Source organism: Occultella kanbiaonis (genome assembly GCF_009708215.1).
GTDB classification, from domain to species: Bacteria; Actinomycetota; Actinomycetes; order Actinomycetales; family Beutenbergiaceae; genus Occultella; species Occultella kanbiaonis.
In genome coordinates, this window is sequence record NZ_CP046175.1 from 2,773,659 (window position 1) to 2,795,019 (window position 21,361).

General features: G+C 71.2%; 22 protein-coding genes. 17 read left to right on the plus strand and 5 right to left on the minus strand.

The genetic code is table 11. From position 1 onward, the window contains the following. Nucleotides 1-47 precede the first annotated feature (47 nt). The 9 genes from GKS42_RS12790 (at nucleotide 48) to GKS42_RS12830 (ending at nucleotide 9,318) form a co-directional block, all read left to right on the plus strand. Nucleotides 48-740 (plus strand): CDP-alcohol phosphatidyltransferase family protein, encoded by a 693-nt coding sequence (locus tag GKS42_RS12790; protein WP_232848042.1) that lies wholly within the window; start codon nucleotides 48-50, stop codon nucleotides 738-740. Continuing rightward, nucleotides 737-1,594: a DUF881 domain-containing protein gene (locus GKS42_RS12795; protein ID WP_154794173.1), complete on the plus strand. Its 858-nt coding sequence runs from the start codon at nucleotides 737-739 to the stop codon at nucleotides 1,592-1,594. The genes GKS42_RS12790 and GKS42_RS12795 overlap by 4 nt, the downstream gene beginning before the upstream one ends. A gap of 64 nt (nucleotides 1,595-1,658) precedes the next feature. Beyond that, a complete protein-coding gene (locus tag GKS42_RS12800; RefSeq protein ID WP_154794174.1) occupies nucleotides 1,659-1,991 on the plus strand; it encodes a small basic family protein in 333 nt (110 codons plus the stop codon). Nucleotides 1,992-1,994: 3 nt separating this feature from the next. Then, on the plus strand, nucleotides 1,995-2,816 hold the full coding sequence (locus GKS42_RS12805; RefSeq protein WP_154794175.1) for a DUF881 domain-containing protein: 822 nt from the start codon (nucleotides 1,995-1,997) through the stop codon (nucleotides 2,814-2,816). Nucleotides 2,817-2,962: 146 nt separating this feature from the next. Further along, the gene (locus GKS42_RS12810; protein WP_154794176.1) at nucleotides 2,963-3,511 is read left to right on the plus strand and encodes an FHA domain-containing protein; all 549 of its coding nucleotides are present in this window, start codon (nucleotides 2,963-2,965) and stop codon (nucleotides 3,509-3,511) included. Nucleotides 3,512-3,513: 2 nt separating this feature from the next. Then, the gene (gene ftsR / locus GKS42_RS12815) at nucleotides 3,514-4,272 is read left to right on the plus strand and encodes a transcriptional regulator FtsR (RefSeq protein ID WP_154794177.1); all 759 of its coding nucleotides are present in this window, start codon (nucleotides 3,514-3,516) and stop codon (nucleotides 4,270-4,272) included. 95 nt (nucleotides 4,273-4,367) lie between these two features. Further along, nucleotides 4,368-4,889 (plus strand): bifunctional nuclease family protein, encoded by a 522-nt coding sequence (locus tag GKS42_RS12820; RefSeq protein WP_154794178.1) that lies wholly within the window; start codon nucleotides 4,368-4,370, stop codon nucleotides 4,887-4,889. 315 nt (nucleotides 4,890-5,204) lie between these two features. Next, a complete protein-coding gene (locus tag GKS42_RS12825; protein ID WP_231955808.1) occupies nucleotides 5,205-5,729 on the plus strand; it encodes a MerR family transcriptional regulator in 525 nt (174 codons plus the stop codon). Nucleotides 5,730-5,919: 190 nt separating this feature from the next. After that, nucleotides 5,920-9,318, plus strand: coding sequence for a pyruvate carboxylase (locus GKS42_RS12830; protein WP_154794180.1), 3,399 nt, complete (start codon nucleotides 5,920-5,922; stop codon nucleotides 9,316-9,318). 62 nt (nucleotides 9,319-9,380) lie between these two features. On the opposite strand, the gene GKS42_RS12835 is transcribed toward GKS42_RS12830, so the two are convergent. Both GKS42_RS12835 and GKS42_RS12840 read right to left on the minus strand, forming a co-directional pair. Continuing rightward, nucleotides 9,381-10,157 (minus strand): class I SAM-dependent methyltransferase, encoded by a 777-nt coding sequence (locus tag GKS42_RS12835; RefSeq protein ID WP_154794181.1) that lies wholly within the window; start codon nucleotides 10,155-10,157, stop codon nucleotides 9,381-9,383. 118 nt (nucleotides 10,158-10,275) lie between these two features. After that, a complete protein-coding gene (locus GKS42_RS12840; protein ID WP_154794182.1) occupies nucleotides 10,276-11,058 on the minus strand; it encodes a DeoR/GlpR family DNA-binding transcription regulator in 783 nt (260 codons plus the stop codon). A gap of 152 nt (nucleotides 11,059-11,210) precedes the next feature. On the opposite strand from GKS42_RS12840, the gene GKS42_RS12845 reads away from it, so the two are divergent. The 6 genes from GKS42_RS12845 (at nucleotide 11,211) to GKS42_RS12870 (ending at nucleotide 17,536) form a co-directional block, all read left to right on the plus strand. Then, complete coding sequence (locus GKS42_RS12845; RefSeq protein ID WP_154794183.1) at nucleotides 11,211-12,101, plus strand: SIS domain-containing protein; 891 nt, start codon at nucleotides 11,211-11,213, stop codon at nucleotides 12,099-12,101. 2 nt (nucleotides 12,102-12,103) lie between these two features. Continuing rightward, nucleotides 12,104-12,991, plus strand: a complete 888-nt coding sequence (locus GKS42_RS12850; RefSeq protein ID WP_154794184.1) for an ROK family protein — start codon at nucleotides 12,104-12,106, stop codon at nucleotides 12,989-12,991. Beyond that, nucleotides 12,988-13,944, plus strand: a complete 957-nt coding sequence (locus GKS42_RS12855) for a 1-phosphofructokinase family hexose kinase (protein WP_154794185.1) — start codon at nucleotides 12,988-12,990, stop codon at nucleotides 13,942-13,944. The genes GKS42_RS12850 and GKS42_RS12855 overlap by 4 nt, the downstream gene beginning before the upstream one ends. Continuing rightward, a complete protein-coding gene (locus GKS42_RS12860) occupies nucleotides 13,931-14,788 on the plus strand; it encodes a class II fructose-bisphosphate aldolase (protein WP_154794186.1) in 858 nt (285 codons plus the stop codon). Before GKS42_RS12855 ends, GKS42_RS12860 begins: the two co-directional genes overlap by 14 nt. A gap of 23 nt (nucleotides 14,789-14,811) precedes the next feature. Then, entirely contained in the window at nucleotides 14,812-15,432 is a 621-nt protein-coding gene (locus tag GKS42_RS12865; protein WP_154794187.1) for an L-threonylcarbamoyladenylate synthase, read from the plus strand. A gap of 691 nt (nucleotides 15,433-16,123) precedes the next feature. After that, complete coding sequence (locus GKS42_RS12870) at nucleotides 16,124-17,536, plus strand: MFS transporter (RefSeq protein WP_210769369.1); 1,413 nt, start codon at nucleotides 16,124-16,126, stop codon at nucleotides 17,534-17,536. Between the two features lie 15 nt (nucleotides 17,537-17,551). Here GKS42_RS12870 and GKS42_RS12875 read toward each other — a convergent pair whose 3' ends face one another. Further along, entirely contained in the window at nucleotides 17,552-17,851 is a 300-nt protein-coding gene (locus GKS42_RS12875) for a DUF1905 domain-containing protein (RefSeq protein WP_154794189.1), read from the minus strand. A 90-nt stretch (nucleotides 17,852-17,941) separates the two neighbouring features. Here GKS42_RS12875 and GKS42_RS12880 point away from each other — a divergent pair, with 90 nt between their 5' ends. Beyond that, nucleotides 17,942-18,898, plus strand: coding sequence for a helix-turn-helix transcriptional regulator (locus GKS42_RS12880; protein ID WP_154794190.1), 957 nt, complete (start codon nucleotides 17,942-17,944; stop codon nucleotides 18,896-18,898). A gap of 52 nt (nucleotides 18,899-18,950) precedes the next feature. Here GKS42_RS12880 and GKS42_RS12885 read toward each other — a convergent pair whose 3' ends face one another. Then, a complete protein-coding gene (locus tag GKS42_RS12885; RefSeq protein WP_154794191.1) occupies nucleotides 18,951-19,529 on the minus strand; it encodes a mycothiol transferase in 579 nt (192 codons plus the stop codon). A gap of 105 nt (nucleotides 19,530-19,634) precedes the next feature. Between GKS42_RS12885 and GKS42_RS12890 the strand changes: the two genes are divergently transcribed. Then, the gene (locus GKS42_RS12890) at nucleotides 19,635-20,885 is read left to right on the plus strand and encodes a VOC family protein (RefSeq protein WP_154794192.1); all 1,251 of its coding nucleotides are present in this window, start codon (nucleotides 19,635-19,637) and stop codon (nucleotides 20,883-20,885) included. A 24-nt stretch (nucleotides 20,886-20,909) separates the two neighbouring features. Here GKS42_RS12890 and GKS42_RS12895 read toward each other — a convergent pair whose 3' ends face one another. Beyond that, entirely contained in the window at nucleotides 20,910-21,263 is a 354-nt protein-coding gene (locus GKS42_RS12895) for an iron chaperone (RefSeq protein ID WP_154794193.1), read from the minus strand. Between the last annotated feature and the right edge of the window lie 98 nt (nucleotides 21,264-21,361).

Consider the following 21,361-nt stretch of genomic DNA (forward strand, 5'->3'; position numbering starts at 1 on the left):
CCGACGCATACGGCGGAGACGGGCCGCGGATCGTCTAACCTCGGATCGTGAGCACAGGGCCCGAGCACGCCGGCGAGACGGACACCGATCGGGTTCTCACCGTGCCGAACATCATCTCGATGATCCGGCTGCTGCTGGTGCCCGTCGTCGGCTACCTGATCCTGTCGGGGCACTTCGTCGCGGCTTTCGTGGTGCTGGTCCTCGCCGGTTTCAGCGACTGGCTCGATGGTGTCATCGCGCGCCGGTTCCACCAGACCTCCAAGCTCGGCAGGGCGCTGGACCCAGCGGCTGACCGGCTCTTCATCTTCGTCACCCTGGTGGGCCTGTGCGTGCAGGGGATCGTGCCGTGGTGGCTGCTGATCGCGATCGCAGCCAAGGACCTGCTCGTCACGGCGTGCCTGCCGTTCATGTTCCGGCGCGGTTACCCCGGCTTCCCGGTACACGTCGTGGGCAAGTCCGGCACCTTCGCGCTGATGTACGCGTTCCCGCTCCTGCTGCTCGCCCAGATCCCCGGCACGCCCGGCGAGATCGCGTACGTGCTCGGCTGGTCGGCGGCCCTCTGGGGCGTGTTCCTGTACTGGTGTGCGGGTGCCATCTACCTGCACCAGTTCCGGCAGGTGATCACCGGCACCGTCGGCGCCTCCGGTCCTGGCGGTACTGGCGGTACTGGCGGTACTGGCGGTACTGGCGGCACTGACGGCTCCGGCACGCTGCCGCCGAGCCCGCCGGTGGCGGCATGAGCACCCCACGCCCCGGGGGCAGCAGGATCTCGCTCGGGCGCCGCCCCGACGCGTCGATGACCCTGCTCAACGAGGTGACCGAGCGCCCGCTGGACCCCGGCTATGCGGCCGCGGCGCAGGCCCGGGCGGCGGGCACGGCGCCCCGCCACGGCCCCGTGTCCCGCGTGCTGGTCCTGCTCGCGGCGGCCGTGCTCGGACTCGGCGGGGTGTGGGCGGCCAAGGCGCTGCGCGCCCCACTGCCGTCGGGCGAGAGTGCCCGCGCGGTGCTGATCGAGCAGATCCGGGAGCGGATCGCCACTTCCGAGGAGCTGACCGCGCAGAACGACGGCGTCCGTACCGAGATCAACGATCTTCAGGTCACCGCGCTCGGGTCGGGCGACGCGCAGGTTCTCGACGAGTCCTCCGATCTCGCGGTGTGGGCGGGGAGCACGGCCGTGCACGGGCCCGGCCTGGTGATCACCGTCGAGGACTCGGTACGTGCGCAGAACAACGAACCGGGCACCCAGGAGCAGCGGGTCCAGGACTTCGACCTGCAGGTCGTCGTGAACGGGCTCTGGGCGAGCGGAGCCGAGGCGATCGCGATCAACGGGCACCGGCTGACCGCTGCCACCGCGATCCGGACCGCGGGGGAGGCCGTCCTCGTGGACCTGCAGCCGCTCGTGACCCCGTACGTGGTCGAGGCGATCGGGGACCCGCAGGGGATGCGCACCTCGTTCGCGCGCACGAGTGCGGCGACCCACCTCAGCACCCTCTCCTCGCAGTTCTCGATTCCGTCGTCGGTGGCGCCGGCCGATGACCTGGTGCTGCCGGCCGGGACGACCTCCGGTCTGGTGAATGTGACGGAATCGTCATAGACACGTTCTGCCGCGACGGCGCGGTGCATGTCAGACTGACTCGACCCGGGGAGGGGAGGAACGCGTGATCGCTGTGGTGGGACTGGTCATCGGCGTGGTCATCGGCCTCATCCTCCAGCCGAGTGTCCCCGTGGAACTGCAGCCCTATCTGCCGATTGCCGTGGTGGCTGCCCTCGATGCGCTGTTCGGCGCCGTGCGTGCCCGCCTGGAGCAGGTCTTCGACGAGCGGGTGTTCGTGACCTCGTTCCTGTTCAACGTGCTGATCGCGGCCTTCCTGGTCTTCCTCGGCGACCAGCTCGGTGTCGGTTCCCAGTTGAGCACCGCCGTCGTGGTGGTGCTCGGGATCCGGATCTTCTCCAACGCCGCGTCGATCCGACGCCACATCTTCAAGGCCTGACCGATGGCGACCGACGAGGAGAAGCCGGCGGCCGACGGCGGCACGGCGGCCGATGGGGCCGCCGCCGACGCGGGCACCGGTGGCGCTGAGGCCGGCACGGCCACCACCGGCGGTGGTTCACGGCCGATCGCACGGACGCCGAAGGACGGGCGCGGGCAGAGCCTGCGTGCCCGGATCCTGATCGCCCTGATGTGCGTGTTGCTGGGGATCGCGATCGTCGCCCAGGTCCGCCAGACCCAGGGCGACGAGTTCAGTTCGCTCCGCCAGGACGACCTGGTCCGCCTGCTCGACGAGGTCACCCAGCGCAACGAGCAGCTGACCGCCGAGGGCGAGGAGCTTCGGGCCCAGCGGTCGTCACTGCAGTCGGGCTCGAACGCGCGCCAGTTCGCCGAGGACTACCTGACTCTGCAGTCCATCCTCGCCGGCACGGTCCCGGTCGAAGGGCCGGGCGTCGTGGTCGAGGTCGACGACCCCGACGGCGAGGTGTCGGCGCAGACGATGGTGCACATGCTCGAGGAGCTCCGCAACGCCGGCGCCGAGGCCGTCGAGGTCTCGGGCGTCCGCCTGACGGCGACGGCCTCGTTCACCGACGGACCCGACGGCATCATCGCCAACGGCGAGCCACTGACCTCACCGTACGAGTGGCGCGCGATCGGCAATCCGCAGACCCTCTCCGTGGCACTCGACATCCCGGGCGGGGCCCTCGCCGGGTTCCGTAACGCCGGCGCCACGGTGGACCTGGTCGAGCGGGACCTGGTGCAGATCACTGCCGTCGTCCAGGTCGTCGAGCCCGAGTACGCGGTGCCCGTCGAGGACGAGAACTGATCCACCCAGGTCGATCGGCGGTACCCCTGTCCACAGGGCGCGCCCTCGACCTAAGGTTGAGGGTAAAGTTCACGGTCTAGGTTCAAGCACGAGAACGAGCCGTGAGCGGTTCCACGACGTCAGCCGGCCAGGGAGGCAACGCATCAATGGCACCCGAGAACGAGGGCGCGGGCACCGAGTCCGGTCCACCGCCGGTCCACACCACAGCGGCCCTTGGCCGCGTCGTACCCACCGACTACGAGGAGTTCGCGCCGGGCGCGATCGACGCCAGTGACAGGGAGGCCGTGGAGGCACTGCCGCCGCGCTCGGCACTGTTGATCGTGCAGCACGGCCCGAACGCCGGAGCGCGGTTCCTGCTCGACGACGACCGGGTCAGCGCCGGGCGGGACACGGCCGCGGACATCTTCCTCGACGACGTCACGGTCTCGCGTCGGCACGCGGAGTTCCTCGCCACCGAGGGCGGCTTCGCGGTCCGCGACGTCGGCAGCCTGAACGGGACGTACGTCAACCGCACCCGGATCGACCAGAGCGAGCTCCAGGCGGGCGACGAGGTGCAGATCGGCAAGTATCGCCTCACGTTCCACCCGAGCCCGCGCCGCACCCAGACAGCCGCCGACGCCGTCGACGGCGGCCCCGCTGACGACGGCGGCACCGGCGTCGACGGCGAGCCGCGTTCGGACGCGCCGGGGCAGTGAGCATGTCCTCGGCGTCGGCCCGAGCCGCCGACGAGCCCGAGCGCTGGCCGGCCGGCGTCTCCCGGACCCCGACGATGAACATCGGGGCCGCGTTGTCGATCCTGCAACGCGAGTTCCCCGCCGTGAGCGTCTCGAAGATCCGGTTCCTCGAGGACCAGGGGCTGGTGACACCGCACCGGACCCCGGCCGGGTACCGGACCTACAGTCAGGCGGACGTCGAACGGCTGCGGTTCGCGCTGACCGCGCAACGGGACTCGTTCCTGCCACTGAAGGTGATCCGCGAGCGCCTGGCGGAGCTCGATGCGGGCGCCGGATCGGCACAGGCACCCGCTCCCGGCGCCCGGGTGGTCACCGAGGACGGCGAGCTCGTCGGAGCCAAGGGCCGGACCAGGATGACGGCGGCCCAGCTCGCGGAGGCGGCAGACTGCCCGACGGAACAGGTCGAGATGCTTGCCGCAGCCGGCCTGATCACGGCCGACGCCGGATCGAAGTACCCGGCCGGTGCCGTCGAGATCGTGCGCCTGGCCGGGCAGCTCGCCGAGCATGGCATCGAGGCACGGCACCTGCGCTCGGTCCGCACGGCCACCGAACGCGAGCTCGACCTCATCGACCAGTTGGTGGCCCCGGTGCGATCGGTGCGGAGCGGCCCGTCATCTGCGGCCTCCCGGGCCAAGGCGCACTCGCTGGCCTCCGACCTAGCCGAGACGTTCAACGCGCTGCACACGGCGTTGATCCGGGCCGGTATCGACCGGCTCCAGTAGCGCCAGCGGCCCCGAGCGCGGGGTCCGTGAAAAATCACCCGGGTTGATTGCGCGCGCTCATCGGCCGCGCGGCGTAGCGTGTAGGAGTGCGAAAGATGGGTGTCCTCGGTGTCCGTGTTCGGGTCCACGCCCCCGAGCACGATGTGTTGGTGGTGTTGTCCGAGTCGGAGGGTCCGCTTTCTCTACCCATCGTGATCGGGCCGCACGAGGGGGTGGCCATCGCGACGGCGCAGGCCGGAATGCAGTCCCCCCGCCCCGGCCCGCACGACCTGCTGCTCAGCGTGCTCGAGGCCTCCGAGGTCGGCCTCGACCGGGTGAACATCATCGAGGTCCGTGACGGCACTTTCATCGCCGAACTGGTCCTCACCAATGGGCGACGGGTGGATTCGCGGGCCTCTGACGCGATCGCGCTGGCGCTCCGGGCGCACGTGGAGGTCTGGTGTGCCGAAGCCGTCCTCGACGTTGCTGCCGTCGTCCTGGATGTGGACGAGGACGAACACGAGCACGTCCATCTGGGCGCGCCGCTGCACGGTCAGGAGGCCGACGAGGAGGTCGCCGAGTTCCGGGAGTTCCTCGACTCCGTGGCACCGGAGGATTTCGACGACACGGACGCCTGAGTCGGGCGTGTCGGGCGTTCGTGGGTGTGATGCCCGCCACCGTCGGGAGTTCTATCGGCGGGATTCCGCGCGAACCCTCAACTTCAGGTTGAGAGTAAGACTCACCGGATGCGACACGCCGAGGACCGTTCGTGGCCGGCCTCGTTGATCCGGACCCCAGGTGCCTCTAGTTTGGGAACATCGCGGGCGTCGGACGGGGCTCGCAGCACACCACGCGATAGAGTGGTGCAGGTCAGTGCGATGAATGGAGTAGGCGTGAGCGGCATCGATGCGACAGCAGACGCCCCCGGCTCGACCCCACAGCGAGCACAGGGCATGCTCTTCGGTGACACGCTGCCGGATCTGGACACCGCCACCGGCTACCGCGGACCCACCGCGTGCCGTGCCGCCGGCATCACCTACCGGCAGCTCGACTACTGGGCACGGACCGGCCTCGTCGAGCCGAGCATCCGGCCCGCCACCGGCTCGGGCACCCAGCGGCTCTACAGTTTTAGGGACGTGCTCGTCCTCAAAGTCGTCAAGCGTCTGCTCGACACCGGCGTCTCGCTCCAGCAGATCCGGACCGCCGTCGACCACCTGCGCGAGCGTGGCGTTGACGACCTCGCACAGATCACGCTGATGAGCGACGGTGCGAGCGTGTACGAGTGCACCTCCGCCGACGAGGTCTTCGATCTCGTCCAGGGCGGCCAGGGCGTCTTCGGCATCGCCGTCGGCCGCGTCTGGCGCGAGGTCGAGGGCAGCCTGGCCGAGTTCCCCACCGAGCGTGCCGAGGACGACACCGTGACCGTCACCAAGGACGACGAGCTCGCACGCCGCCGCGCTGCCCGCAAGGGCGCCTGAAGCGCACCGGCCGCCCTGGTCCGGGAAGGATCCCGGCTCCTCGGTCGTGCCCGCTTCCCGCCCCGGGTGCCGAACGGGGCCGGACGGACTCGGGTGTCGGCCGCCGTTCTGGTTCTGGACAGCGTCCGGCCGGCGGCTCCGATCGCGGTAGCGTGCGGTGCGCACACCCCGCACACCCCTGGGAGTTCGCATGTTCTCGACCGTCCTCGTTGCCAACCGCGCCGAGATCGCCGTCCGTGCCTTTCGCGCCGCCTATGAGCTCGGCGCCCGCACCGTGGCCGTCTTCCCCTACGAGGACCGGGCTTCCGAGCACCGGCTGAAGGCGGACGAGGCCTACCTCATCGGTGCGGAGGACCATCCGGTCCGGGCCTACCTGGACATCGACGAGATCATCCGGGTCGCGAAGGAGTCCAAGGCGGACGCCATCTACCCGGGCTACGGGTTCCTCTCCGAGAACCCGGAACTGGCGCGCGCGGCCGCGGCGGCCGGGATCAGCTTCGTCGGGCCGCCTGCCGAGGTCCTCGAGATGGCGGGGAACAAGGTCACGGCGCTGCGCGCAGCCCGTGCCGCGGGGATCCCGGTGCTGCCCTCGAGCGAGCCATCGGCGGACGTCGAGGCACTCCTGGCTGCGGCGGACGAGGTCGGCTTCCCGGTGTTCGTCAAGGCGGTCGCGGGCGGCGGCGGCCGGGGCATGCGTCGGGTCGAGACACCCGCCGACCTGCCGGACTCTCTCGCTGCGGCGATGAGGGAGGCGGATGCCGCGTTCGGCGACCCCACCGTGTTCCTTGAGCGCGCGGTCCTTCGACCCCGGCACATCGAGGTGCAGATCCTCGCGGACGGGACCGGGGAGGTGGTGCACCTCTTCGAGCGGGACTGCTCGGTGCAGCGCCGCCACCAGAAGGTCATCGAGATGGCACCCGCCCCGAACCTCGACCCGGAGATCCGTGCGCGGCTGTGCGCGGACGCGGTGGCGTTCGCGAAGGCCATCGGGTACGTCAACGCAGGCACGGTCGAGTTCCTCCTGGACACCGAGGGGGAGCGGGCCGGGGAGCACGTGTTCATCGAGATGAACCCGCGGATCCAGGTCGAGCACACCGTGACCGAGGAGGTCACGGACATCGACCTGGTCTCGGCGCAGATGCGGATCGCGGCCGGGGAGACCCTCGCCGACCTGGGCATCACCCAGGACGAGGTCCGCGTGAACGGCTTCGCCCTGCAGTGCCGGATCACGACCGAGGACCCGAGCAACGGGTTCCGTCCGGACACCGGCCGCATGACGGCCTACCGTTCGCCCGGCGGCGCGGGCGTGCGACTCGACGGGGCGACGGCGCACGCAGGCGCGGAGATCACCGGCCACTTCGACTCGATGCTGGTCAAGCTGACCTGCCGTGGCGCGAGCTTCGCGGTCGCCACGCGCAGGGCCCGACGGGCGCTGGCCGAGTTCCGCATCCGAGGCGTTCGTACGAACATTCCGTTCCTGCAGGCCGTCCTCAACGACCCGGACTTCATCGAGGGTCGCGTGGACACGTCGTTCATCGGGGAGCGACCCGAGCTGCTGACCCCGCGCGTCAGCGGTGACCGCGGGTCGAAGCTGCTCACCTTCCTGGCCCACGTGACCGTGAACCGGCCCTACGGTCCCAGGCCCGAGGCACTCGGGGAACCGGCCAAGAAACTCCCGCACACCGACCTCGCCGAGGCGCCGCCGTCGGGCTCTCGTCAGCAGCTCGCCCAGCTCGGACCGGATGCCTTCGCCCGCGCCCTACGGGCGCAGACCGCGGTAGCGGTCACCGACACCACGTTCCGGGACGCACATCAGTCGCTGCTGGCGACGCGGGTGCGCACCATCGACCTGCTCGCGGTCGCGCCGCACGTGGCCCGGACCACGCCGGGCCTGCTCTCGATCGAGGCGTGGGGCGGCGCCACCTACGACGTCGCCCTCCGGTTCCTCGGGGAGGACCCCTGGGAGCGGCTCGCCGCCCTCAGCGAGGCGGCACCGAACATCAACCTGCAGATGCTCCTGCGCGGGCGCAACACGGTCGGCTACACCCCGTACCCGACCGAGGTCACCGACGCATTCGTCCGGGAGGCGGCGGACACCGGGATCTCGATCTTCCGGATCTTCGACGCGCTCAACGACGTGACGCAGATGACGCCCGCGATCGCCGCGGTGCGCGAGACGCCGGCGATCGCCGAGGTGGCCGTGTGTTACACGGGGAATCTCACCGATCCCGCCGAGCCGCTGTACACCTTGGACTACTACCTGCGCCTGGCCGAGCGGATCGTGGCCGCCGGGGCGCACGTGCTCGCGATCAAGGACATGGCCGGCCTGCTCCGGCCCGCCGCGGCGGCGACGCTCGTCGGTGCCCTGCGGGAGCGGTTCGACCTGCCGGTGCACCTGCACACCCACGACACCGCCGGTGGCCAGCTCGCCACCCTGATGGCCGCGATCGGGGCCGGCGTGGACGCCGTGGACGTGGCCAGCGCCCCGATGGCCGGCACCACCAGCCAGGTGCCGGCATCGGCGCTGGTGGCGGCACTCGAGCACACCGAGCGGGCACCGGAGCTGGACCTGCGCGCGGTCACCGACCTGGAGCCGTACTGGGAGGCGGTCCGCCGCCTCTACGCGCCGTTCGAGTCCGGCCTGCGTGCGCCGACCGGCCGCGTGTACGAGCACGAGATCCCCGGCGGCCAGCTGTCCAACCTGCGCCAGCAGGCCATCGCCCTCGGGCTCGGCGACCGGTTCGAGCAGATCGAGGCCATGTACGCGGCCGCGGACCGCATCCTCGGGCACCTCGTGAAGGTCACCCCGTCCTCGAAGGTCGTCGGCGATCTCGCCCTGCAACTCGTCGCCACCGGCGCCGACCCGCAGGCCTTCGAGGCCGAGCCGGGGCGGTTCGACCTGCCGGACTCGGTCGTCGCGTTCCTGCACGGCGAGCTTGGCGACCCGCCCGGCGGCTGGCCCGAGCCGTTCCGGACGAAGGCCCTTGCCGGGCGTGGCCCCAAGCGCGAGCTGACCCCGCTGACCGAGGCCGACCGCACCGAGCTCGCCGCCGATTCCGCGCGCCGGCGCACTCGCTTGAGCGAGCTGCTGTTCCCAGGGCCGGCGAAGGACTTCGCGACGAGCCGGTCCGAGTTCGGGGACATCTCCGTGATCCGAACCTCGGACTACCTGTACGGCCTCGACTCCGCGAGCGAGTTCGAGGTCACGATGGAGCGGGGCGTCCGGCTGCTCGTCGGTCTTGAGGCCGTGTCCGAGCCGGACGAGCGCGGCATCCGCACCGTGATGACCACGCTGAACAACCACCTGCGGCCCGTGCAGGTGCGCGACGAGTCGGCCGAGGTCACGGCGATCTCCGCGGAGAAGGCCGACCCGAACACGCCCGGGCACGTCGCGGCCCCGTTCGCCGGGTCCGTCACGCCCGTCGTGGCGGAGGGGGATGCGGTGGAGGTCGGGCAGACGGTCGCGACCATCGAGGCCATGAAGATGGAGGCCGCAATCACCACCGCGGTCGCCGGGACCGTGCGCCGGGTGCCGAGCCCGACGGCCCGTCAGGTGGACGGCGGCGACCTGGTCATGGTCATCGTCTGAGTCCCTCGCGGTCTCAGTCCCTCGCGCGGCCGCCGGCAACCTGAGGAGTGCCTCGCCGTGGCTCAGTCGGTCCGTTCGGGCCTGCGCGCCTCGATCAGGAACCGGGTCGGGTGGCAGACGAAGGAGCCGGTCGCCCGGATCCGGTCGTGGACGGCGCGCAGTTGCGGCCGGAACCGCCCGACGCTGAAGTCCGGGACGGTCCAGATGACCTTGCGAAGGAACACGACCACGGCCGCCACGTCGAAGAACTCCATGGTCAGCGATGCCTCGCGGAGGTCGACGACGACCAGGCCGGCCGCCTCGGCGGCAGTGACGGCATCGGCCGGGAACCGGCCGTTGGGCTGGAGGTGCTGACCCAGCATCGCCCGGGACATCTCGATGTTCGAGCCCGGCCCGACCTCCTGCGCCAGGAACGTCCCACCCGGAGCGAGCACCCGGCCGATCTCGGGCCAGGGCGTGACCACCGGGAGCCGCGCCGTGACCAGATCGAAGGAGGCGTCGGCGAAGGGGAGTGGACCGCCGTCGGGCGCTTCGAGCACCTCCGCCCCGAGCGGGGCGAGCACGCGTCGCGCGATCGGCAGGTTCGGCGGCCAGGATTCCGTCGCCCGCAGCACCGGTGGCGGGCTCGCGATGGTGGCGAGGACCTCTCCGCCGCCGGTCTGCAGATCCAGGGCGGCGTGCGCGCGCGCCATCCGCTCCGAGAGCAGCCGGCCGTACCCCCACGGCGGGCGCTCCTCGGTGGCCCGCCCGGCGAACCAGGAGAAGTCCCATCCGGAGACGTCGACGGACTCACCCTCGGCGAGCAGCGCTTCGAAGGACGGCGTTGTGGCGGTGGTCATGCGGGCCAGCCTGCCGACGATGCCGCTCGCCCGACAAGGGCTTTGTCCGCCACGGAGGCCGCGGCGCCCACCGGCCGGGTGTGGAGAAGGTCGTATCCCAGCTCGCGGCGCCCGTCGATCAACACAGGATGACCTCGACGCCGGCCTCCTCGAACGCGGCGACCAGTCCGGGGTCCGCGTCGGCGTCGGTGATGAGGGTATGCACCTTGTTCGTCGGTAGGATCCGGGCGAATGCGCTCCGCCCGAGCTTCGTGGAGTCGGCCACGACCAGGACCCGTTCGGCCCGGTCGGCGAGGGCGGCGTTCGTGCTCGCCTCGCCCTCGTCAGCCGCGCTGGCACCGCCCTGCGGGTCCAACGCATCCACCCCGAGGAAGAGCAGGTCGAGACTCACCTGCCCGAGGAGCAGTCCGGCCAGCGGTCCGGTCAGTTCGTAGCTGTGCGGGCGGACCACGCCCCCCGTGACCACCACGCGCAGGTTCGAGCGGACGGCCAGTTCATTGGCGATGTTGACGGCGTTCGTCACGATGACCAGGGGGTTGCTGGGGCCGGCCTGCAGACCCGGCTGCACCGCGATCTCTCGGGCCACCTCGGTCGTCGTGGTACCGCCGTTGAGCCCGACGACCTGTCCGGCAACCACGAGGCCCGCCGCCGCCCGGGCGATCCGTTCCTTCTGGTCGCCCTGCCGGGCGGCGCGGTAGCGCAGCGGCAAGTCGGCTGATCCCGGAGCGACGGCGGCGCCACCCCTGGTCCGGGTGATCAGTTGTTGCTGGGCGAGCGCGTCGAGATCACGCCGGGCCGTCGCGGGCGAGACGTCCAGTTCTCGCGTGATGTCCTCGATGCGTACGTGCTCGCGCTGTACGACGAGCTCGAGCAGCAGGCCGAGCCGTTGGTGTCGATCCATGCGCGTCCTTCCGTCAGTTCGACCCACGGCGCCGAGCACCCCCGCTCGGACCCTGAGCCGATCACATCAGATCAGCTCGCTGATGTTTCGTGATCGATCAGCCCGTATAGTAGTCACATTACGTCATCGGAGCTTCGAGGAGAGGACCACACATGAACCGCACTGCGATCGAGGTCGCATCCCAGCCCGGCACCTGGCGCGCGGCGCTGGAGCTGCACGCCTCCGGCCTTCGGGGCCTGCCAGGTGCGGGGGAGCGGGTCGCCGTGATCGGCTGCGGGACGTCGTGGTTCATGGCGCAGTCCTACGCGGTGCTGCGCGAGCAGGCCGGCCAGGGCGAGACCGATGCGTTCACCGCCACCGAGTTTCCGGCCGGACGGTCCTACGACCGGATCCTGACGATCTCCCGGTCCGGCACGACGACCGAGATCGTCGACCTGCTCGCCGGCACCGTCGCACCGTCGGTCCTCATCACCGCGGTGGCCGGCGGCCCCGCCGCCGCCCACGCCGACCACGAGATCGTGCTCGACTTCGCCGACGAGGAGTCGGTGGTGCAGACGCGCTTCGCCACGACCGCGCTGCTGCTGCTGCGGGCGAGCGTCGTCGGTGCCGGTGCACTCGACACGGTGCCCGAGGCCGCGGAGTCCGCCCTCGCGCACGACCTCCCGCAGGCTTGGGTCGATGCCGACCAGATCACGTTCCTCGGCACCGGCTGGACCATCGGGCTCGCCCACGAGGCCGCGTTAAAGATGCGTGAGTCGAGCCAGTTCTGGACCGAGTCCTACCCGGCCATGGAGTACCGGCACGGCCCGATCTCGATCGCTCAGCCCGGACGGCTGGTCTGGGTCTTCGGACCGATCCCGGCCGGCCTGGCGGACGATGTCGCCGCCACCGGCGCCACCCTCGTCTCGAGCGACCTCGACCCGCTCGCGCACCTGGTCCTGCTGCACCGGCTCGCGGTCGCCCGCGCCGAGGCTCGGGGTCTCGACGCGGACACGCCCCGCAACCTGACCCGCTCGGTGATCCTCGAACCTGGCGACCACTGAGCATGCCCTCGCATGCCGTCGGAGTGGACGTCGGCGGGACCACCATCAAGGCGGGCCGGGTCGACGCCACCGGAACGCTCAGCCATCCACGGCGGGTGCCGACCCCCCGCGACGTCGCCACGATGGTCGAGGTGATCGCCGCCCAGGTGCGTGACCTCGCCCAGCCGGGCGACGCCGTCGGCGTGGTCGTGCCCGGCATCGTCGACGAAGCGAGCGGCACGGCGGTCCTCTCGGCGAACCTGGGCTGGCGCGACGTCCCACTGCGGGACCTGCTCGTGGCCGCGCTCGGCCGCGACGTGGCCTTCGGCCACGATGTGCGGGCCGGCGCCCTGGCGGCGTCCGTCTGGGGTGCCGGCGGGGACCTCCTCTTCGTGCCCGTCGGCACCGGTATCGCGGCCGCGCTGGTGCTCGACGGCCGCGTCCGCGGCACCGGGTGGGCGGGTGAGATCGGCATGCTGACCGTCTCCGACCCCGACGGCGGCGCTCCGGTCGTGCTGGAGGCCGTCGCCTCCGCGTCCGCGATCGCCAGGCGGTACGCGGTGCGTACCGGGGTGGCGGTGACCGGAGCGGACGCGGTGGTCGAGGCAGCGGTGGCGGGCGATGCAGACGCTGCCGCCGTGATCGCCGAGGGCATGGACGCGCTGGGGCTGGCGCTGGCCGATTCCGTCGCGCTGCTCGGGTCGGTCCGGGTCGTCATCGGCGGCGGGCTGGCCGGCGGCGGTGAGGCGGTCCTCGGTCCGTTGCGCAACTCGATGGCGAGAAGACTCGGTGAGCGTCCCGCGCCCGAGGTGTTTGCGGCTACGCTCGGACCTTGGGCAGGGTGTCTCGGGGCAGGGGCACTCGCCATGGGCCTCTCGACGACGGGGGCCGGGGAGGGAGTGGGGTCATGATCCTGACTGTCACTGCCAACCCCGCGCTCGACGTCACCTACCGCACATCGGCGCTGCGGCCCGGCGAGAGCCATCGCGTCGCCGTCGTGGGCAGGTCCGCCGGCGGCAAGGGCATCAACGTCGCGCGCGTGCTGCACGCCCTCGGGGAGGACCCCGTGTGCCTCGGCTTCCTCGGCGGGAGCACCGGCGCCGTGATCAGTGACCTGCTCGCTCGCGCCGGAGTCCGGCAGGAGTTCCTGCCGGTCGAGGGACTGACCAGGACCACGGTGACGGTCGTCGACGACGCCGGCGCCACCGTGCTGAACGAGCCGGGACCCGAGGTCTCCGCCGCCGACTGGCGGGCCCTGGCCGACGTCGCCCTCACGCTGCTGAGCCCCGGGGACGTGCTCGTGATCAGCGGCTCGACCCCGCCCGGCACGCCGCCGGACGCCGTGCCCAGCCTGGTGCGGGACGCCGTCGAGCAGGACGTGCGAGTCGTGGTCGACACCTCGGGACCGACGCTGCTCGCGGCCGCCGAGGCGGGCGCACACGTGCTCAAGCCCAACGCCGAGGAGCTGCGGGCCGCGACCCAGATCATCGACGTGCACGACGCCGCCGGCGCGCTGCTGGACCGCGGCGCCGGCCTTGTGGTGGTCTCGCTGGGCGAGGACGGCGTCTTCGCCGTCGGCGGTGCCGGGCAGGCGCGGCGGACCTGGACCGCCGCGGCGCCCGAGGTGCTGACCGGCAATCCGACGGGCGCCGGAGACGCGGCCGTGGCCGCGATCGCCCGGGCCCTGGACACCGGACTGCCGGGCACCGGCGACGAGGCGGGCCTCGTCGCCCGTAGACTGCACGACGTCGTCGCGCTCTCGGGGGCAGCCGTCGTCGCCCCGGTGGCCGGTGATTTCGACGCTCCCACCTATCAGCGCTTGCTTGCTCGGACCGAAGTGAAGGAAAGCCATGCCACTCGTTGATCTGGTCAGCGTTGCAGATCTCTGCCGTGTCGAACGCTCAGGACTTGGAGCGTTCAATGTCGTGCATCTGGACCATGCCGAGGCCTTTGTGGAGGCCGCCACGGGAGCGGGCCGGCCGATCGTTCTCCAGATCAGCCAGAACGCGGTGAAGTACCACGGTGCGCTCGCCCCGATCGGGGCCGGCGTGCTCGCCGTGGCCCGGGCCGCGGACGTGCCGGTGGTCGTGCACCTCGACCACGCGGAGGACGTGGCCCTGGTGCAGGATGCGATCAACCTCGGCTTCACCTCGGTGATGTATGACGGGTCGAAGCTGCCGGACGACCTGAACCGGGCCACCACCCGCGCGGTCGTGGAGCACGCGCACGCCCGTGGGGTCTCCGTGGAGGCCGAGCTCGGTGAGGTCGGTGGCAAGAACGGCGTCCACGACCCGTCCGCACGCACGGACCCCGACGCGGCCGCCGAGTTCGTGGCGGCGACCGGGGTGGACCTGCTCGCCGTCGCCGTCGGGTCCTCGCATGCGATGACCACCCGCGGCGCCCAGCTCGATCTCGATCTGATCGGGGCGATCGCGGGGCGCGTGAGCGTGCCGCTGGTGCTGCACGGCTCGTCCGGCGTGAGCGACGAGGGTATGCGGGATGCGATCGCGGCCGGCATGACGAAGATCAACGTTGCGACCCACCTGAACAAGATTTTCACCACGAGCGTGCGGGACTACCTGATCGAGAACATGGAGGTCGTGGACACCCGCAAATGGTTCCAGGCCGGCAACGACGCCATGGCCGCCGAGGTGACCCGGCTGCTCGAGTGGTACGCGGCACCGGACCCGGCGCCGGTGCGCCTCTGATCGGTCCCGACTAGGCTCGCTGGATGGCCAAGTACTTCGACGTCCACCCGGTCAACCCCCAGTCCCGGCTGATCCGGCAGGCCGTCGAGATCGTGCGTGAGGGCGGTCTCATCGCCTATCCGACGGACTCCTGCTACGCGCTCGGCGCGGCCCTCGGGAACCAGGCGGCGAAGGACCGCATCGTCGCCCTGCGGCACCTGGACGACAAGCACCACTTCACCCTGATGTGCGCTGACTTCGCCCAGCTGGGGCAGTTCGTGCACGTCGACAACGCGGTGTTCCGGGCCGTGAAGGCGAGCACCCCGGGGAGCTACACCTTCATCCTGCCGGCCACCAAGGAGGTGCCGCGACGCCTCCTGCACCCGAAGAAGAAGACCGTGGGCGTTCGGATCCCGGACCACCCGGTGGCGCAGGCACTGCTCGCCGAGCTGGGCGAGCCGCTGCTGTCCTCCACGCTGCTGCTGCCCGGGCAGGACGAGCCGATGACCGACGGCTGGCAGATCAAGGACGAGCTCGACCATGTGCTCGACGCGGTGATCGACTCGGGGGAGTGCGGCGAGGTTCCCACCACCGTGGTGGACCTGTCCGAGGGATACGCCGAGATCGCCCGCTACGGTGCCGGCGACCCGAGCCCGTTCGAGTGAGATCCCGGCCGAGGACACGGATGTCGTAGGTTCCTGACACGCTCTCGAACATCGGTATCACAAGGTTCGGGAGGGTCGATGACGGGTCACGTGGAGCAGTTGGAGGGCGAGCTCGCCCGGTTGGCGCAGGACCTGACGGCGGTGCGGCCGGGGGAGTGTGCCCTGTGTTACGTGCAGCGGATGCTCACGACCTTCGACTGCGACGGGACATCCCGGTGGGGTCACAGGTGGGCCGCGGAGGTCGGGGCTGCGGCGTCGCCCGGCGGGGTGGTCACGAGGGCCGACGGCGGCCCGTCCGGGCACCGTGATGTCCGGTCCGTGCCGGGGTGCGACTGCGATCTGTTCTGGTCGCGCTGGGAGCCCGTGGTCGAGGCCCCGACGGGTCGCCCCGCCTGGCCCGATCCCGCTCTCGGGTGTCCGGCGAGCGGTGGTCCCGATGGCATGCCGGGAGCATCACGGGCGGGCGTCCGGTGCCGGATCTGGCAGCGGCGCCGACGGATCGCTTGACCTCAACCGTGGTTGAGGCTTCAGTCTTCGAGGTGAGCAAGATTCGTCGGGCCTTCGATGGCCTCCGATGAGTTCGATGGGTCCTGCGGGTCTGTACTGCTGTCGAGTTCACCACATCGGCAGGTACGGGCTCCGAGGGCCCAGGTACGTCAACCCCGTTCACCGAGTCAGAGAGATGTCCCAGATGTCGCAGTCACGATCCGTCACCACCGGCCGACGACTGCCCCGTGCGTTGAGCCCGTTCCGGCACTCCGCGTACCGGCGGCTCGGCCTGGCGCTGTTCTTCTCGCTGATCATGAGCGGTCTCTGGATGGTCGCGATGGTCTGGGAGGTCATCCGGATCGACGGCGGCGCCCGGGACCTGTCCCTGGTCACCATGTGCGCGGCGATCGGAACGATCGTGCCGGCCCTGGCCGCCGGCGTGGTCGCGGACCGGGTGCCACAGAAGATCATCCTGCTCGGCGTCGAGGCGGCCCACGTGACCCTGTTCGCCACCGCGGCGTTCCTCGGCATCACCGGGCAGACCCAGCTGTGGCACCTGGCGGTGATCGCCTTCCTCGGCGGGGCCGCGATGGCCTTCTACTACCCGGCCTACTCCGCGTGGCTACCCGCCCTGGTGCCACCGGAGGAGCTCCTCGCCGTGAATGGGTTCGAGGGCATGCTCCGCCCGTCGCTGCAGCAGGCGGCCGGCCCCGCTCTGGCGGGCGTGGTGATCGGCGTCGCGTCGCCGGGCGCGGCGATGGCACTGGCCGCCCTGAGCGGTCTCATCGGGCTCGTCGCGCTCGGCACGGTGCCGCTCACGCCGGTGCGACGGGAGCCCGCCGAGGTGTCCGACGGGGCCCGTGCGCACCCGATCCGGACCATGTTCGGGGACATCGCCGAGGGGTTCCGCTATTTCCTGGTGACCCCCTGGCTGCTCGCCACGCTCCTGTTCGCCTCCCTGATGATCCTGGTGATGATGGGCCCGTTGGAGGTCCTGATCCCGTTCCTGATCAAGGACCGGCTGGGCGGCGGTGCCGGTGATCACGCCCTCGTGCTCGCCGGCTTCGGCATCGGCGGTGCGCTCGGCTCGTTGGTGATGGCGTCACGACGGCTGCCTCGCCGCTACCTCACGGTGATGATCCTGCTCTGGGGCCTCGGCAGTCTGCCGTTCGTCGCGATGGCCTACGCGACCGCCGTCTGGCAGATCATCGCTGCCGCGACGGTGCTCGGTGCGCTCTTCTCGGCCCCGATGGTGATCTGGGGCACGCTGCTGCAGCGGCGGGTGCCGCCCCACCTTCTCGGACGGGTCTCGAGCCTCGACTTCTTCGTCTCGATCTCGCTGATGCCGGTCTCGATGGCGCTGGCGGGCCCGGTCGCGGATCTGATCGGGCTGCGGGCCACGTTCATCGCCGCCGGGGTGCTGCCCGCCGTCTTCGCGGTGGCCGCGATCCTGCTGGCCAGGCTGCCGCGGGACGAGCTGGCGAACCCCCTGGACATCACCGACGCGGCCGCGGAGGAGACTGCGGCCGACCACGACGAGGCGTCCGTGCGTAGCGCGGCGGACGCCGGCTGCGAGGCAGGGCAGGAGTGCTTCGCGGGCGCCTCGGACTCGTGACCTTCGGCCCGGGCGTCAGTGCCAGCGCGAGGCGGTCACCGTCATGCTGATCGTGACCACGTCGCCGTCATCGAGTTCCTCGGCACGACGGACGGCGTCCTTGATCGGCACGATGTAGCCGCCGTTCTTCGGGAACAACGAGGTCGTGTACTGCGTGTCACCGATCCGCGCCTGCACTGGGATCATGCCCCAGCCGTAGGTCACCTCACGCATGATCTCGCGCAGGAACTCGGCACCCTCGTCATCGACCGTGACGAAATGGAACGGCGACGGTCCACGCCAGTACCAGATGTCACCGGTCACCTCGAGATCCATGACTTTGAGGATAGGCTCGATTCCGGATGAACCGCTTCCGGAACACAGGTCGGAAGCCGACACGTATTCGCCAGCGACGAGGGAACCCGGGTGAACGGTGACGTCGACAGTCCCACGGCGCGGGCGCTCCTCGCGCTGGAACTCATCCAGGGGAACCCGGGTATCAGCGCGGACCGGTTGGGGGAGCGGCTCGGCGTCAGCGAGCGTGCCGCGCGCCGATACGTCTCGATCCTGCGGGATGCGGGAATCCCCATCGAGTCGAGTCGGGGCCCCTACGGCGGGTACCGGATGGGGCGTGGTGTCCGGCTCCCGCCGCTCACGTTCACGGCCACCGAGGTACTCGCGCTCGTGATGGCCGTCCTCGATGGTCACCACGACGCCGGTGACCCGACCGCCCCGGTCGGCAGCGCCGTCGGGAAGATCATGCGCGCCCTGCCGGAGTCGGTGGCCGCGCAGGCCGAGGCGGTCCGGCGCAGCGCGGCCGCGGCCCCGGACCTGGGAGCCGCGCGGCCCGACTCGGGGACGACCAGTGCGCTCGTGCAGGCGATCTCACAGCAGCGGCGGGTGCGGCTGGAGTACCGCTCCGAGTCCGGGTCGCAGTGGGCGGCCGAGGTGGATCCGTGGGCCGTGGTGGTGCGGCACGGGCGCTGGTACCTGCTCTGCCACTCCCACCAGGCCCATGCCCAACGTGCCTATCGGATCGACCGGATCCTCGCTCTCGAGCCCTGCGACGTGTCGTTCACGCCGCCGGCCGACCTGGACCCCGTCGCGGTCCTCGAGGAGCACCTGGCGGTCGGCTGGGAGTACGAGGTGGAGGTGGTCATCGACGCCCCGAGCGTCGTGGTACGGCCATGGATCCCGCGTGCGCTCGGTCGCCTCGAGGAGGCTGGGGAGCGGGCCACCCGCCTGGTCGGGAGCACCAGCGACCCGACCTGGTACGCGGCGCAACTGAGTGAGTTGCCGATGGCGTTCCGGGTCGTGCGGGGCACCGAGCTCACTGAGGCCTGTCGGGCGATCGGGCAGCGACTGCTCGACGCAGCACGCTGAGAGCCGGACCCGGCCGCACGAGCGAGCAACCGCCGTCGGGCGGAGCTCCTGCTCAGCCGGCCCGGCCGCTGACGGGCGTCCACCCGGCCGGAGGATCCTCACCGACCCGGCCGTCGACCGCCTCGCGGATCAGGTCCGCGTGGCCGGTGTGCCTGCCGTACTCCTCGATCAGGTCGAACAGGAGCCGGCGCAGGCTGGCGTGGCCATCCGCGCCGAAGCCGAGGGCGGTCGGCTGGTCAAGCGCGCCACGCTCTAGCGCCGCCGCGATGCGCGCGTCGGAGCGGGCCACGGCGCCGTCCCAGAGGGAGTAGAGCTCGTCCGGGGTGTGCCCGGTGGGGTCGAGCGTGAACACGTGGTACTCCGCGCCGTCGGGCCAGATCGACTCCCACGGTTCGCCGATCGAAGCGCCGGTGAGTTTCACCGTGAACATCGAGTCCTCGTCCGCCGCGAGGTGCTTGAGCAGCCCACCGAGGGTGAGGCTCGAGGAGGGGATCCGGTACGTGAGGCCTGCTTCGTCGAGGTCGTCGGCCTTCCATCGGAAGGTCGTGCGCAGGCGCTTCAGGGTGCCGAGCAGGTGCTCGACCTCGGTGCCGGCGAGTGGTGGTTCCCAGGGGTAGTCATCAGTGGCCATACCCGGCAGGCTAGGTCGGGATCCGGACGTTCGTCGTTCGTGACCGGCTCTATCGTCGGAACCGGTGACGGTGGGTGACCGTCGAGCACGACACGGGAGGCAATCATGGCTCAGGTCGACACAGCGGGGTTCTGGGACGCGGAGGGCGCCCCGGACTGGCGTGTGGTCGACGGCCGCCCGAGCACCTGGTTCGAGGCGCCGTCGATGTCAGCAGGTGCGGAGCTGGTCGCACGGGTCACGAGCGTGGCGGCGGGCGCCGCGGCGGCGATCGACCTGCGGGCCGGGGGAGTGCGCGTTCGCCTCGGGGGGCGGGCAGGAGCAATCGCCGGCGAGGACGTCGAGATTGCCCGGGCGGTCTCGGCGGCGGCTCGAGACCTCGCCCTGGTGGCCGACCCTGCCGTACTCCAAGCGGTTCGGCTCGTCGTCGACGCGTCGGACCGTACGGCCGTGTTGCCGTTCTGGCGCACCGTGCTCGGCTACGGGACCGATGGCGAGGACGCACTGGTCGACCCGCTCGGGCGTTGGCCGGGAGTCTCGTTCGCACCGCAGGACCCGCGGCGGCCCTTGCGCAATCGCATGCACGTCGACGTCGTCCGCGTCGCCGAGTCGGTGACGGCCGCCCTCGCGACGACCGGGCAGGTGCCGCACGGTCCCTTCGGCCTCGCGCTCGCCGACCCCGACGGCAACGTGGTCGACCTCGTTCCCGGCGGCAACCTCGGCGACGGACCCGAGACGTCCGACTGGCGCGCGATCTTCGGGGCGATGACGCACTACCGCACCGATTCGCCGTCGCAGGGGAGCGCGCTCGCCACGACCGTCGCCACCCTCGCCGACGAGGCCGGCGAACCGCTGCTCGTGGATCTGCGGCCCGACGGCGTCACGATCGACAGCGGCAAGGATCAGTTCGAGGACGCCGACGGCGGCACTCGCGCGGCGTTCGTCGAGCTCGCCGCCGCGATCCAGGCCGCGGCACGCGGCCTCGGGCTGAGCGCCGCCCCTGAGAAGGTGGGCTTCGTGCAGTACGGCATCGACGCCGTCGACATCCCCACCACGCGGGCGTTCTGGACGGCCGCCCTCGGCTACCGGCTGGACCCACGCGCGCACCTCACGGACATCTACGACCCGCGCCGGCTCAACCCGGTCCTGTTCTTCCAGGACCTCGACGCCGCCGATACCGAGCGTCGCCGTCAGCGCGATCGGCTCCACCTCGAGGTGTTCGTGCCACCTGACCGGGCCGCGGCCCGGGTCGAGACCGCGGTCACTGCAGGCGGGCGACTCGTGGGGGAGCAGGACGGACGGTGGACGGTTGCCGATCCGGAGGGGAACGAGATCACATTCCGTGCGGACGGGTCCTGACCACGGTTGTGACCAGGGGGTCGCTCAGGCCTCGATCTGCTCCTGGCGGGCCCGGACCAGCGTGCGGACGACGGCGTCGGGCAGCGGGTGCTCGGGCTGGTAGCGGATGGTCCCCTTGTCGAGCCCGATGCCGGGATGGCCCGCCAGGTCGTCCGCGACCGCGGCGACCGCGGCCGGGCTGAACGGATAGACACCGATGTGCTTCTTCGCGCGCATCACCGACACCAACGGCTTGCCCCGGTGGAGGAGCGCGGGCATCCCGTAGCCCAGGCCCTGCTCGGCGTCGGGCACCTGCTCACGCGCAATCTCGTAGATGCGTTCGACGGACGGACGGTCGGCCGGATCGAAGCCGGCCAGCAGGTCATCGACGGTGCCCATGGCGTCATCCTGCCACCGCGACGCCTACGGTGCCCTCGTGGGCCCCTACGTGATGGTGCGCGGACACGGTCCCGCCGCGGACGGCGACGGGTCCGTCG